Below are 13,940 nucleotides of genomic sequence, written 5' to 3' on the forward strand. Positions count from 1 at the left end.
ACAAATGGGATGAACTAACTTTCTAGGAGCTTCCTCTTTCTTCTCTCGTATTCTTCGTCGTCTATTTCTCCTCTTGCATATTTCTCGTCAAGTATTTCAAGTGCTCGATTTTTTGATGTCTTTGTAGCTCCACTTGAGCTCTGCTCGATTATCCACTTAATGAACCATACTACTGCCACTATTATTGCAACCCAGAATAAGAGCATGAATATTGCCCCGACGATCCCAAAGTAACCAAATCCCATCATGTCGTGCCACCCCCATTCAAATTCTCCCATGTGAACGAGATAATTTCCAAAATTTTCAAACATCATTTTTGCTCGCCTCACTCATTACTTATCTATAAAGAGTTATATCTCTTATTTTTACCAAAGTGCAAAAATAACAACCTACAATTTCACAAAAAATAAAGTAATATAAGTTTTTTACTTTCAGTCTAGAATCCCTTCCCTCTCTCCTACCTCTTTTTAACCCCACTATCTTCAATGTATTATGAACATCAACCCCTCAGGCCTTTCTCCCAGTAAGAAAGATTTCAAGAATTTCCTTTTTCAGATCTCTGATATCAAAATATTCCCCTGCCATTAGATAATGGATGGTCAAACCATCCAAAAGAGCCCCAAAAAGTATTGCCCTTACCCTTGGATTTAAGACTCCAAGTTCCTCAAAAATACTATCGAAGAGCTCTAAATACTCCTCATAAAATCCCTTCCACTGTTCCAACTCGTTTCCATGTTTGATACTCTCTTCATAAACCTCTAAGAAAAAACGCGAAAGTTTTGGGTTATTCAAAATAAACTCAAATGAATAATCAACCAGCGCTTTAAACTTATCTTCCGGCGACTTTGCACTTAGAATTTTAGGAAATATTGTCTTAGCCCACTGGTCAAATCCATAAAACAACGCTTCTTTAGCAAGCTCATATTTTGAGGAAAAGTGATAGAAAAGCCCTCCTTTTGAGAGTCCAACTTTTTTCGCAATTTCCTCCATTGAAACATTATCATAAGCTCTCTCGCTAAAAAGTTCAAGAGCAACCTCTAAAATCCTCTCTTTAGTTTCTTTCCTCCTCATTTTTCAACAACCCCCCCATAATCTCCACAACTTCAATCACCCCTGTGCCAAAATAACCTCAAGAGAAGTGGTAAAGTTAGTACTGCCCCCACAAAACTGTATATTAATCCAAAGAGCGTTGTAATGGCGAATTGGGTAATTACTGGTATGGGTATAAGAATAAAAACTCCAAAGGCAACGAGAGTCGTTAGAGCAGAGTACAGCACCTCTTTTCCTGTGCTAGATAGAGAAATTGCATAACACTCCTCCAGAGTTTTACCTTCTTTTCTTTCAAGTGCCCAGCGATTTGCTATGTGAATTGGATAATCTATTCCTATACCAACTATTATTGCTCCAACCATTGCAGTCATCATATTTAGTGGAATTCCCAAGAACTTCATCGTCATAAAGAGCCATCCAATGGTTATGAATGGGGGGAGAGCCGTTAGGAATCCTAAAAATAGGGAACGGTGGAAAAGACCAAACGCTATTGGGAGCACTATGAAAGCAAATGCTAAGCATAAGAAAATAGAGTTTGCCATTGAATCCCTAATGTCATCCAGCCCTCTGGCCCAGATTATTGGCATCCCCGTAAAGCTTACATTCGCGTTAATGGCCTTAAAGTCTTCTTTAAGCTCTTCCAAAAGCTTTTTGCCATGGTAACCAAGCTTTGTCCTTGTTGCAACCCTTATTATTAAGCCATCAAAGTTTCCATTTTCATCCTTGTGGAGATAATACTTCCCCATTGGAGTCTCATAGAGAGCGCTTAAGAAAGCTTTTAGCTCTGCAGGGGTTACATCACCATCGATTTTACCATCCCTATTTTTATCCACTAAGATGTAAGCGCCCGCAACTCTTTGATCTTCCATTGTGAAGAATGGAACCAGGCTTAAAATCCATTCCACACGAGCTTTTCCATCATAGACAACAACATATTTGTCATCGTTCATATTTTCAACAGCTTTTTCAAGTTCTTCCCAGAATTTTGGGTCCGTTAACTTGCCGTCAACCCGTATGAAAACAGTCTCCGTGCCAACATCGAATTCTTCATTTAAGATATCATGAGCTTTGGTTATGTCTAAATCTGTAGCTAACTCCCCTGTGGGATCATACGAAGCTTTCATTCCAAAACCCAAAACCCAGCCAGGTAGAGCTACACCAAAAATTATGATAAGAAAGATAACCACTATCGAAGGCTTCTTAATGAGCCAGAGAAGCCTTTTGATTACACCATTTTTAACAAGTTCTCTTTTTTTAGAGGTTTTAAACTGCCTTTTGGCTTTTCTTAAGTCCAGCAACTCCCTCATAGCAGGGACAAATGTTAAGTTTAGCACAAAAATCGCCAGAATTGAAAAAGCCGAAAGAAATCCAAAATGCCTCATGCTTGGAATTTTAGAAATTCCATTCGATGAAAAGCCTACAACAGTTGTAACCATCGCCAAAAGAAGAGCAATTCCAACTGTGGAGAGCACTAAATAAGCGGACTTCTTAGGGTCAGAAGTTTCCTTAAGCTTCTCCCTGTAGTTCATGAGCACGTGAAAAGAGAAGTCTATGCCCAAACCAAGAATTAATATGGGCACCATGCCAGCCATTACGTCAATTTTCCATCCCAAAAGCCCAGCTAGACCAAAAGTCCAAAGCATCGCTAAAAAGAGTGTTGTTAGCGAGATTGCAACATCGCTTAAGCCCTTAAAGTTAAGTATCATCAAGGCTAGGATTAAAATCAACGCAATTAAAAATGCAGGAATTAAACGCTCCTCCGTTTTTACATAGTAGTAGTTCAAGAGCTTGAAACCGTAGGTTAGAGTTTTTGCATCAACGCTTTTGGCTGTGCTCTCAATTCTAAGCTCGGTCTTCTCAAGCTCACCATTCGAGAGGGCGGCATCTAAAGATATGTAAATCACCATCTTATTACTTTTCATAACATCTCCATCAAAGGTCTTCGGCAGAAAAACGAGAACATAATCTTTCATAACTTGAGGAACGTTTGGGTCCTCCAGAAAAGCGTTAAAAGTTCTGATTATCTCGTCTTTTGATACAAAAGAGCGTATTTCTTCCAAAACCTGTTCTTTGGAAGGATTAAAGTTTCCTTTCAGTGAAAGCTGATAGACAGCCAAAAATTCAGGAAGAGACGTTATACTCTCATCTTTGGGCTCCATTAAAGCAGAGTTAATGATGGCATCTTTCCAGATTTTCTCTGTGATATCTGCTGTTTTCCTAAAATATTCCGGCGTTAAGACATCTTCCCCCCGAATAAGTATTATCACCGGTTCCTGATTTCCAAAATCATTTTGTATATCTTCCATTATTCCCACTTCAGGGTAATTAGGAAACAGACTCTCTAAACTAGTCTCCTCTTGTAGATTAGCAGTGAAAGAAGTAAAGATAAGTGTAATGACCAAAACCAGTGCTATAGCACTTTTTGGATGAAAAGCAATCCATTTAACTATTTTTTGCATTTTCAATCCCCTCTTACCTACCGACCAGTCGGTCATTATACTATTTAAACTTAACCCCTTAGAAAACAAAACAATGATAAAAATAGAGAAAATCCAATGTGACTACATTAGACTTTCAAAAACCTCGCATTTATTGCCACTATAACTGTGCTTAAGCTCATTAACAAAGCACCAACTGCTGGACTTAATAGTATTCCATAGCTGTAAAGTGTCCCCGCTGCCAAAGGGATTGCAAACGTATTATATCCGGTAGCCCATGCCAAGTTCTGCACCATCTTCCCATAGGTTGCCCTTGCAAGATGTATCGCTGTTATGACATCTCTGGGATCGTTTTTAACTAAAATTATATCTGCACTTTCTATTGCCACGTCAGTTCCAGCTCCAATAGCAATCCCTACATCAGCTTGAATCAAAGCTGGAGCATCGTTTATTCCGTCTCCTACCATTGCAACAATTAAACCTTCTTTTTGGAGCTCTTGTACTTTTTCAGATTTCTGATGTGGCAGTACCTCAGCAAAGAATCCATCTAAACCAAGTTCCTCCGCCACCCATTTTGCGACTTTAGCATTGTCGCCTGTGAGCATGTATGCTTTAATCCCCATCTCATGGAGCCTCTTCACAGCTTCTCGGGATTCTGGCCTTATTCTATCGGCTAAAGCCAAAGCACCTGCGAGCCTACCATCAATAAGCAAGAATACCACTGTCTTGCCCTGCTCGAGAACTTTGTTAACACGTTCATCATCTTTCCAAAGGCCTTTCTCCTTTAGAAAGCCTGGGCTCACGACGAACACTTCTTTACCATTAATAATCCCCTGAACGCCCTTACCTGGAAGAACTTTGGATTCTTCTATATCATAGAACTCAATGCCAAGCTCTTTAGCTTTTTCTACTATTCCCTGAGCTATTGGGTGAGAGGAATGACTTTCTAAAGTAGCAGCATATTTTATTAGCTCTCCCTCCTCAAATTCATCAAGTGGAATAACGTCAGTTACCTCAAATTTTCCCTCGGTAAGTGTTCCTGTCTTGTCAAATACAACCACTTGAACATCCTTTGCTCTTTCAAAGGCCTCTCTGTTCCTAATAAGTATTCCCTTCTTCGCTGAAATTGATGTGGAGACCGAAACCACTAAAGGAACTGCCAGTCCAAGCGCATGCGGACAGGTTATAACCATGACGGTGACCATTCTTTCAAGAGCAAAAACAAATGGCATTCCTAAGTAAAGCCAACTACCAAGAGTTATGCTCCCTGCAGTTATCGCTATAAGAGTAAGCCAAAAAGCTGCTCTATTTGCTAAGTCTTGAGTCCTGGATCTCGTCTCTTGGGCCTGTCTTACAAGTTCAACCACCTGCATTAGATATGTATCCTTTCCAGTTTTCTCTATCCTAACTTTTATAGCACCTTCAAGATTTATTGAACCACCTATTACACCGTCTCCTACCTTCTTATAAACTGGCTTTGACTCACCTGTGAGCATTGCCTCGTTTACACTTGTTTCTCCATCTATTATAATACCATCTGAAGGTATTTTCTCTCCAGGCTTAACAAGAACAATATCTCCCTTTTTCAATTCACTTACTGGGACATCTTTAACTCCTTCAGGAGTTATTAAGTGGGCTTCAGTTGGCATTAACTTTATTAGCTCCTCTAATGCTCTCGATGCACCAAGAACAGAACGCATCTCTATGTAGTGGCCCAGAAGCATGATGTCAATAAGTGTTGCAAGCTCCCAGTAAAAAGTTTTCCCCGGAAGTCCAAAGGTTACAGCAACACTATATGAAAACGCTACTGTAATTGCTAGGGCTATGAGAGTCATCATTCCAGGTAATTTTTTCTTGAGCTCATCTATCATGCCGTTAAGGAATGGCCAACCTCCGTAGAAGTACACTATTGCCGAAAGTGTAAAGAGGACATAATGGTCTCCCTTAAATGTGAATGTAAATCCCAAAAACTTCTGAATTAACGGAGAGAGAAGTAATATGGGAATTGTGAGTATTGCAGAAACTATAAACCTCCTCTTGAAATCTTCCATCATCATTTTGTGATGTTCTGCATGTGAATGTTTGTGCTCTCCATGTTCATGTTTACGCATCTCGTGCTCCTCGTGAGCATGCATTTCATGCCCTCCATGTTCTACTTCTTCATGCGTGCTCTCATGTTCCATCTGCATATGGTCTTTTTCATGTCTCTCATGGTTCATTTCTACATGATTTTCCATATTTCCGTGTTTCTCATCAATTTTTTTCTCTTTCATATTGACCACCATATATTTCATATATACTTTAGATCCTTAATAACACTTTTTAATTAATAACAGTAAAAAATTAAACTTTGTCAACAACATTTTTCAAAATTCTTTCAACTTGCTCTGACACTTTTAGTAACTCTTCATTTCCTGTGATTTCTATAGCTTTAGTCGGCAACATTGCACTCACATATGTTTTCTTGTCTTTGACATACACCAGTATGTTACATGGGAGAAATGCACCGCTATTGATATCAATACTTATGAGTTGACTTGAGTAGTTTGGATTGCATGCCCCTAGGATGATATACGGCTCTATTTCAAGGCCCATTTTTTCTTTAAACAACTTATCCACACGTATCTCACTGAGCACGCCGAAACTTTCTTTTTTAAGTTCCTCTTTAACTCTCTCTACAGCATCCTCAAAATTTAACTCCACTTCTTTCACATAAGTGTATTCACTTTCCAAGTTTTCCACCACAGACATTCCACGAACATGCTTTATTTTCTTTTCATGACCTTTGCATTCATCCTTCATTTTTGTATCACCTTTTTTTATTTTCAATATCCTTATCAATTCGAAAGGTTAATAGGATTATCATTATCAGAAACAAAATTTCCATTAGGCAAATTTTACAAAATGAAAAGTCAAATCTGCAAGGCCTTATAAATAGCTTTCAGAAAGATGAAAATGCCCACACTAGAGGTTGTGAGGGCAACAAGAACGTTCACCTCAAGCCAAACTTCCCTAAGAAATGCATACACTATTACTGCCGAGAGGGGCATGAAGAGGACCATGACATATCTGCAAGGATTTATCTTAGAGAACTGAAAAAGAATACTCTCTCTTCCACTAAGCTTTTTGAGAGCATAGAATGAGACCCCAAGGAGCGGCAAAAGCACAAGGGGCGAAAATGGAATTGCCACAACCGTTGATAAAGCAAAAAACGCCAAAACCCCACTAAAAATCCATGTTTCTGGTTTGGTCGGCTCAAAGGTTCTAGGGTGAACCAAGTTGAAGACTATATACGATGCCATCAGAGCAATCCCCGTTGAGAATGCATAAACTGCAAATTCAGCTGTGGTTATCGCATAACCATCCTCAAACTTCCAGTAGATTGCCCATACACCCCAAAAAACCCCGATAAGTGCAAAAAAAGCTGCTGCTTTTTTGAACTTCCATTCACTTAAAGCATTCCCAACAAAGTAGAGACCAACAAGGACAGATATCAGCGCATGCCATGCTAAAGGAGTCCATACGAGCTGGAAAGGAAAGGCCTCATAGGCTGTCTGAACGACAACTCCTTCGACGAGCCAACCAAATAGTGCCCCGAGAAGAAAGATCGAATAAATGTCATCCACACAAAAACGTTCAAAAAATAGGAGCACGAAGAACGCCAGAACAGAATAAACAAACCACGTCACCAAAAGGCCCAAAATAGTATCTTCCGGCCTCCAACGCGCCCAGAACATCATTTCAGAGTAGAACATCAGAATGAAACCTAGTGAAAAAACTGCAAGTATTCTCTTGGAAAATTCCCTCATGGGTATCCCCTTAAACATTAGATGATTCACTAATTAAGCTTTTACATTTTCTTTTTTTAAGCCTCTCCCTTCAGGAGGAAGAGAATGCCGGCTTCCAGAAACTTCCTCATAAGTGTGTTTCAGGAACACATCAGTTATATCCTCACAAGCCTCTTGCCCATAAGGTTGAGCTTAAACTTTCTGGTAACTTCAGGCGGTATTGTCCTACCCTCGGGACTCACAAAGTAAAGGGCATCAAAGGGACATTGGACGATACACGCACCACACTGGACACATCTCTCCGCTCGGGGCATCATGGCGACTCGCTCGATTTCATAGCAGTTCCTTGGACACACCTGCACACAGACTCCACAACCCGTGCATTTTTCTTCATCCAGGGCCACCCTCAAAAGACGTTCCTCATGCAGGCCGCTCTTATAGACCGGGGTGCTGCCCATTAAATCTATGCTTACGAGCATAATTATGATGAACGACACAAAACCCCAGCGAAGAAGGAATTCAAAACTTAGATGTCCTGTGAAAAAGCCATACACAATGAGGAGGAAAATAAAGACTCCCTCTAGAATTAGGGGAACTCTACCAAAATCAAAGATAACGGTGTATCTACTCACGCCAATGCCATTCTTTCTTAGATTTAAAAACTTGGAATATAGAGGGAACGAGATAAAAATCATGATGGGCAGCAGCCATGTGAGAGCAAATAGTGGTAGCACAGCACTGCGCCATAAGAAAAATGCCAAAAAAGCCACTATTATGGAAAAAGGAAAAGCCCACATAACCGCCATTTCAATGCGGTGCAGCAGAGGGAACTTAACCTCTCGCATTTCTGGAGGTTTTTTGTAGCCATTCTTAATAAACCCGGGGATGTCTTTTGCATAGACGGGCCCCCATATTATATTCCACCCGGTTTTTTCCTTTACCTTTCTTGCCTCAACGCCTGCCGCGGCAAGCTGAGGAAGCACAACATTTCTGTGCTTTACAAGTTTTTCAATTCCGCTCGTTTTTAAAGCTGATATGACCTCGTGATGAGTAAGATACCCTCCCGCAGCGGAACACCACACATTAATACCTTTGCTGTTGGCTACTAGAAGGTAGCAGTCTATAGCACTCTTTTCAAGAACCCTTTTTACCCGCTCAACCGTTACACAGTAGTTGGCAGTCAGAAAGACAGGTGAATCTTCATCAGGATTTCCTATTTTAATCAAGCCTGTCCTGCAGGGCATTGGAAACCCCCTTAGAAGAGTCCCCACGATGTTTACAATAATATATCTAAGCATATCCTCATCTCCCGGGATTTCTTGCAACTATCTCCACGAAATCTCCCATCCAGCTCCACCTGATTGATTCAATTATAAATCCTTCTTCCTCCACCCTTCTGGGAAGATCCTTTATCGCCCTTGTTGTAGTCTGGGTAAGAAGATAGGTAACCACAACAAGGGGCAATCTGACCAACAGATTAATAATCCTCTTCAGAGGATTCTGGGGCACAGTTTCATCGGCAATCAGCAAAAGTCCCCCGGGCTTCAGTATCCTCTTTATCTCCTTCAGGGCATAGCTTAGCTCATCCTCACCCAGTTCAGAGAAGCACAGCCCCGCCATCACTACATCATAGCTCCCCGTGGATTCAGTATTAAGCTCCGCAACCCCCATCTCGCACAGCTCAACCCTGTGCGTAAGTTTCACCTTCTCCACCTTTTTCTGTGCAATTTCAAGCATTTGAGGGTTGATGTCGATAGCCTTAACCTCTGCACCTTTCATGGCGGCCCGTATCGTGAGTGCTCCCGTCCCGCACCCTAAATCAAGCACCCTCTGGCCTGGTTTTATAAAAGCGGTCAATCGGTCGTATGCTTCATCGAGCTTTCCGAGTGTAAGAATCTGAATGCCCCTATCGTACTTGCTTGGGGCGGATTCAAGAAGTTTCATTAAGATGTATGCACCCATTCACATCTCCTAATGATAATTTACTCCAGACTGCTTTTAAACCTCTCCCATACTCAGCGAACTTTCCTTGGGAATCCAAAATATCTTGGAGTGCTCTTTTTGTATTTCAAGTACTCTTCTCCAAATACACGCTCCAGATAGGGCTCCTCAAGCTTAACATTATACAAGTGAATTCCAATGATAAGTGCTATCGTAAGCAAAAGCGCAAGGAGAGAACGCCCCGCAATTGAGATTCCCAAAAGCGCTAGAAACCATCCGACATACTGCGGATTTCTACTGTATCTGTAGATCCCCGATGTTATTAGCCTTGATGACTCCATGCCAGACATTTTCTTAAATGAGCGGAACTCCAGCATGCCGAGAAGCATTATTGCGACTCCAAGAACTGCCATAGTTATCCCACCCGCCAAAGCAACTGTTTTGTTAATCGGCATCAGCCAGAGTTCCTTTAACGACGCCCAAAGAACCAAGAAAAAGTGGATTGTATCACCCGCCCATATAGCAACTGCAACATTTGTAGCCAGAGTATTTCCTTTCTCATAAGCCTTCTTTATCCCAAACCATGAATACAGGGACAGAAAAATAAATAAAATAACACCAAGCACATAGAGCATCTCCATCACCTCAAAATCCTCATCGCGTTGAAGACTGCTATCAGCGCAACGCCGACATCTGCAAAGACTGCCTCCCACATGGTTGCTTCTCCAAGGATTCCAAGACTTATAAATGCCAGCTTTACCCCAAGGGCGAAGATTATATTCTGCCACACTATCCTCTGTGTCTTCCTTGCAACTTTTATCCCCCTTGGCAACTTTGAAGGCTTGTCATCCATTATAACTATATCAGCTGTCTCTATAGCGGCATCGCTTCCTAAGGCCCCCATTGCAACACCCACATCAGCTCTTGCAAGCACTGGGGCATCGTTTATCCCATCCCCTACAAAAATGATCTTCTCATTAGGTGCCTTCTTTTTCTCAAGCTCTTCAATGACCTTGACTTTATCTTCAGGCAAAAGCTCGGCGTAGAAGTCATCCAGACCAATTTGTCTTGCTATTTCAGCAGCAACATCTTTGTTATCACCTGTGACCATCACAACTTTCTTAACGCCAAGACGTTTGAGCTCTTTCACGGCCTTTGGAGCGTCCTCCTTTATTTCATCTGAAATTACTATGTAACCAGCATACTTGCCATTAATCACAACATGGGCCACAGTACCTTTGACTCTGCATGTGTCATGTTCTATCCCAAACTTGTGCAAAAGCCTGTCATTTCCAACCATCACTTCAACGCTGTCTATCTTTGTCCTGACACCATGTCCTGCTATTTCTTCATACTCCTTTATTTGAGCTTCGTTGATTTCTTTTCCATACGCATCTTTTATCGCCTTTGCAATTGGATGATTCGAGTGAGCCTCAGCTAAAGCAGCGGAATTTAGAATATCTGCTTCACTAAAGCCGTTTCTCGTCTCTATTTTTGTAACTTTAAAGACGCCCTTTGTTAACGTCCCGGTTTTGTCAAAGGCGACAATCGTTGCCCTACCTAGAGCATCAAGGAAGTTTGACCCCTTAACTAGTATTCCTTCTCTAGCTGACTTCCCAATTCCACCAAAGTAGCCGAGGGGTATTGAAAGTACAAGGGCACAAGGACATGATATCACCAAGAGGACTAAAGCTCTGTAAAGCCATTTGGAGAAGGGTTCCCCAAAAGCTAATGGGGGAATTACAGCAACGAGTGTAGCTAACCCCACAACTGCTGGAGTGTAATAATGAGCAAAACGCGTGATAAACTTCTCCGTTTTAGCCTTTCTTGCACTTGCATTCTCAACAAGCTCCAAAATCCTTGAAATAGTTGACTCCCTAAGCTCTTTTGTAACTTTGACTGTCAAAAGACCGCTCAAGTTCACCATTCCCGAGAGAATCTCATCCCCTTCCTTTACTGTCCTTGGCACGCTTTCGCCAGTTAATGCTGAAGTGTCAACATTTGAACTTCCTTCTAAAACAATCCCATCAACAGGAACCCTCTCACCAGGCTTGATAACAATTATATCTCCAACTTTAAGTTCTTCCGGCTTGACTTTAATTAGTTTATCACTAATTTTCAAGTTAGCATACTCAGCTTTCAAAGATAGCAATGCTTTAATTGAGCGCCTTGATCTGTTAACAGCTATATCTTGGAAGAACTCGCCAACGATGTAGAACAGCATAACCCCCACAGCTTCAGGGTATTCACGGATGGCAAACGCTCCCAGTGTGGCTATAGCTATGAGGAAGTTCTCGTCAAAGACGTTTCCATGCACCGAGTTGACAAAAGCGTTTCTCAGCACCTTCCAGCCCACTAAGAGATAGCTTGTAACAAATATTCCAAGCACAAAGGCATTGTCGTAGTTGTAATAGTATCTCAAGAGCATCCCCACTGTGAAGAGCACGAGCGAAGGTATTATGAGATAGAGCATCTTTCTTGGGTCTTCGTCGTGATCGTGGTGATGTCTGTCGTCATGGTTATGGTGATGCTCTTCCTTCTCAATTATCCTAACACTCGGTTCGACCTTTTTCACTATCTCTTTGGCCTTCTCCACGTCGCCCTCAATAACCAGCTCACTCGTTGTGAAGTTCACCAGCGCAAACTCAAAGCCTTCCTTTTTCAGCGCTTCCTCAATTTCGTAGGCACAGTTTGCACAGCCAAGGCCCTCGAGCTTAAGTTTTTTTGGCATTTTCACTCCTCCATGTGCTTCAACGCAACATTCAGAATTTCTCTAACATGTTCATCGTTTAATTTGTAGAAAACATTCTTTCCATCCTTTCTGTAGGTCACCATTTTCCTATCTTTTAAAATCCTGAGCTGATGTGATACCGCAGAGACAGAAAGCCCCGTAATATTTGAGAGGTCACATGTACATAATTCCTCCTCCAAAAGTGCAAAAAGTATTTTCAACCTAGTTGGATTGCCTAAAGCATCAAAAAAATCCGCAACATCCAAAATTAACTCCTCCTCCGGTAGTTTCTTTTTAGCTTCAATTATTTTGTCCAAGTGCTCTTCATACACTTTACATATCTCCGTCATTTTTGTCACCTCTACATTTGAACAATTGTGCAAGTATTTATAAATCTTATCATTGACCTCTCCATGATAGAAGTAGGGGGGCCAAGTTGGAAAAAAGCAAAGAATGCCAACCCGGCTCAAAGTTCACAGAAAGGTTAGGGTATTGTTTGCCCAAAGAAACCTAATGAAACTCTATGAAACCTTTAAATTTCGCCGTTTCCCTAAAATAGTAAGGAAGGAATATATAATACAGGGTGATACAATGAAGATATCAAAGAAAATAATTACTCTTTCAATATTCGCTTTGTTGTTGCTCGGAAGCATAGGACTAGCAAGTAATGTTACCGTATCAAACGAAACAACACCAATTAATGGGAAAACAGAAACAATTGGAAACATTACTATAAACATGACTTTAAACGTAAGCCTGCAAGAGAAGGCATATGGATTGCTCCTCATCATTGAGAGACTCTCAAACTATACTGGAGCTATGATCAGCGTCACAGCCAATATAGACAATGAAATACTTCTAAATTTCAATGAAACAGAATACCTTAAAGAAAGCGCGTGGATGGCATATAACAGCACAGATTATCAACTTGCAATAACCCTAGCAATGGAAGCTATGGAAGGCTACAGGGATATTATTGAAGAGTTAATGCCAGAAAAAAAAGAAATAATTAAGAATGAAACCGAAAAACATGAGGAACTCTTAGTAGAGGCCCAAGAAGAGCTTAGACGAGCCCAAGAATATCTTTCCTATGTTGAAGAGTTCTTGACTGAAGCTTCACAACTTGGAATCGATGTTTCAATCTTTCTTGACCTATACAACCAAACCTCAGAAGCATACAAAAGGGTAGCAATTGATATAAGCAATGGAAATATTACAGTACTGAAACAGGATCTGGAAATTGCCGAAGAGCTTAAAGAAAAGTTAAGTGAAGCAATTGAAGAAGAACTAATTCCACAAATGCTTTCAATGAAAGCCGATGAAATAGCAATAATGTTCATCTCCAAATTAAATGTCCAGCTAAACAGAACTATTGAACTCATGAACTTAATTGAAAACCTAACCATGATCTCCAATGTTACATACCCACCAGGATATGAGAAAGAGATCAAAGAGATCCTAGAGGACTATAAGGAAGAGCTGAGAGAGATCACAGAAGAAGTGAACAGCCTCATAGAAGAAGGAGAATATGAAGAAGCGCTGGAATTGATAAGTGAGCTTAATGAAGAGCTAAGAGACATTATAAAAGAGATCAGAGAAGTCCAGAAAGAATTTTATGAAGAATACGTAGAAGAGTATTGCGAGAAATATAAGGATCACTCCGATGAGGAAAACTATGAGCGGTACTGTGAGAACAGTGAATGGGAAAGTGAGAAGGAAAAACACAAAGAAGACGATGAGGAAGAATATGAGGATGAACACTATGGGAAGTATAACCACACAGAAGAATATGAACAGAACTATGAGGAAGAAAGGGAATATTACGAAGGAAACTATACAGAAAAATGGTATGAGGATGAGAGAAGAGACAAAGACAAAAGCGAAGATCATGAAAAGAATTATACCGAAGAATGGGAAAAAGAAGGCGACATGCTTAATCCCACAGACGATGAGTCCGAAGACTCCTCGGACAACGAGGAAGAGAACTAATAG

12 protein-coding genes are annotated in these 13,940 nt (G+C 40.9%); 1 reads left to right on the forward strand and 11 read right to left on the reverse strand.

Annotation, left to right across the window (positions count from 1 at the left end):
- Nucleotides 1-14: 14 nt before the first annotated feature.
- From K1720_RS01285 to K1720_RS01335, 11 genes are all read right to left on the reverse strand, one after another.
- Nucleotides 15-314: an SHOCT domain-containing protein gene (locus K1720_RS01285; protein WP_251949430.1), complete on the reverse strand. Its 300-nt coding sequence runs from the start codon at nt 312-314 to the stop codon at nt 15-17.
- Nucleotides 315-507: 193 nt separating this feature from the next.
- Entirely contained in the window at nt 508-1,071 is a 564-nt protein-coding gene (locus K1720_RS01290) for a TetR/AcrR family transcriptional regulator (RefSeq protein ID WP_251949431.1), read from the reverse strand.
- 32 nt (nt 1,072-1,103) lie between these two features.
- Nucleotides 1,104-3,509 (reverse strand): efflux RND transporter permease subunit, encoded by a 2,406-nt coding sequence (locus tag K1720_RS01295; RefSeq protein WP_251949432.1) that lies wholly within the window; start codon nt 3,507-3,509, stop codon nt 1,104-1,106.
- A gap of 107 nt (nt 3,510-3,616) precedes the next feature.
- A complete protein-coding gene (locus K1720_RS01300) occupies nt 3,617-5,761 on the reverse strand; it encodes a heavy metal translocating P-type ATPase (RefSeq protein WP_251949433.1) in 2,145 nt (714 codons plus the stop codon).
- Nucleotides 5,762-5,831: 70 nt separating this feature from the next.
- On the reverse strand, nt 5,832-6,290 hold the full coding sequence (locus tag K1720_RS01305; RefSeq protein WP_251949434.1) for a DUF302 domain-containing protein: 459 nt from the start codon (nt 6,288-6,290) through the stop codon (nt 5,832-5,834).
- Nucleotides 6,291-6,400: 110 nt separating this feature from the next.
- Entirely contained in the window at nt 6,401-7,297 is an 897-nt protein-coding gene (locus K1720_RS01310; protein WP_251949435.1) for a hypothetical protein, read from the reverse strand.
- 134 nt (nt 7,298-7,431) lie between these two features.
- The gene (locus tag K1720_RS01315) at nt 7,432-8,574 is read right to left on the reverse strand and encodes an HgcAB-like fusion protein (RefSeq protein ID WP_251949436.1); all 1,143 of its coding nucleotides are present in this window, start codon (nt 8,572-8,574) and stop codon (nt 7,432-7,434) included.
- Between the two features lie 4 nt (nt 8,575-8,578).
- Complete coding sequence (cpaM, locus tag K1720_RS01320; RefSeq protein ID WP_251949437.1) at nt 8,579-9,238, reverse strand: corrinoid protein-associated methyltransferase CpaM; 660 nt, start codon at nt 9,236-9,238, stop codon at nt 8,579-8,581.
- A gap of 53 nt (nt 9,239-9,291) precedes the next feature.
- Nucleotides 9,292-9,852: a methyltransferase family protein gene (locus tag K1720_RS01325; protein WP_251949438.1), complete on the reverse strand. Its 561-nt coding sequence runs from the start codon at nt 9,850-9,852 to the stop codon at nt 9,292-9,294.
- 5 nt (nt 9,853-9,857) lie between these two features.
- Complete coding sequence (locus K1720_RS01330) at nt 9,858-11,948, reverse strand: heavy metal translocating P-type ATPase (protein WP_251949439.1); 2,091 nt, start codon at nt 11,946-11,948, stop codon at nt 9,858-9,860.
- A gap of 2 nt (nt 11,949-11,950) precedes the next feature.
- Nucleotides 11,951-12,298: an ArsR/SmtB family transcription factor gene (locus tag K1720_RS01335; RefSeq protein WP_251949440.1), complete on the reverse strand. Its 348-nt coding sequence runs from the start codon at nt 12,296-12,298 to the stop codon at nt 11,951-11,953.
- 241 nt (nt 12,299-12,539) lie between these two features.
- Between K1720_RS01335 and K1720_RS01340 the strand changes: the two genes are divergently transcribed.
- The gene (locus tag K1720_RS01340; RefSeq protein WP_251949441.1) at nt 12,540-13,937 is read left to right on the forward strand and encodes a hypothetical protein; all 1,398 of its coding nucleotides are present in this window, start codon (nt 12,540-12,542) and stop codon (nt 13,935-13,937) included.
- Nucleotides 13,938-13,940 lie beyond the last annotated feature (3 nt).

Origin of the sequence: Thermococcus argininiproducens (genome assembly GCF_023746595.1) — an archaeon.
GTDB classification, from domain to species: Archaea; Methanobacteriota_B; Thermococci; order Thermococcales; family Thermococcaceae; genus Thermococcus_A; species Thermococcus_A argininiproducens.

Bases quoted from the DNA above. Each gene is read 5' to 3' on its own strand.
- K1720_RS01330 (WP_251949439.1), bottom strand. From the start codon at position 11,948: ATGCCAAAAAAACTTAAGCTCGAGGGCCTTGGCTGTGCAAACTGTGCC.
- K1720_RS01305 (WP_251949434.1), bottom strand. From the start codon at position 6,290: ATGAAGGATGAATGCAAAGGTCATGAAAAGAAAATAAAGCATGTTCGT.
- K1720_RS01295 (WP_251949432.1), bottom strand. From the start codon at position 3,509: ATGCAAAAAATAGTTAAATGGATTGCTTTTCATCCAAAAAGTGCTATA.
- K1720_RS01315 (WP_251949436.1), bottom strand. From the start codon at position 8,574: ATGCTTAGATATATTATTGTAAACATCGTGGGGACTCTTCTAAGGGGG.
- K1720_RS01310 (WP_251949435.1), bottom strand. From the start codon at position 7,297: ATGAGGGAATTTTCCAAGAGAATACTTGCAGTTTTTTCACTAGGTTTC.
- K1720_RS01325 (WP_251949438.1), bottom strand. From the start codon at position 9,852: ATGCTCTATGTGCTTGGTGTTATTTTATTTATTTTTCTGTCCCTGTAT.
- K1720_RS01300 (WP_251949433.1), bottom strand. From the start codon at position 5,761: ATGAAAGAGAAAAAAATTGATGAGAAACACGGAAATATGGAAAATCAT.
- K1720_RS01340 (WP_251949441.1), top strand. From the start codon at position 12,540: ATGAAGATATCAAAGAAAATAATTACTCTTTCAATATTCGCTTTGTTG.
- K1720_RS01335 (WP_251949440.1), bottom strand. From the start codon at position 12,298: ATGACGGAGATATGTAAAGTGTATGAAGAGCACTTGGACAAAATAATT.
- K1720_RS01285 (WP_251949430.1), bottom strand. From the start codon at position 314: ATGATGTTTGAAAATTTTGGAAATTATCTCGTTCACATGGGAGAATTT.
- cpaM (WP_251949437.1), bottom strand. From the start codon at position 9,238: ATGGGTGCATACATCTTAATGAAACTTCTTGAATCCGCCCCAAGCAAG.
- K1720_RS01290 (WP_251949431.1), bottom strand. From the start codon at position 1,071: ATGAGGAGGAAAGAAACTAAAGAGAGGATTTTAGAGGTTGCTCTTGAA.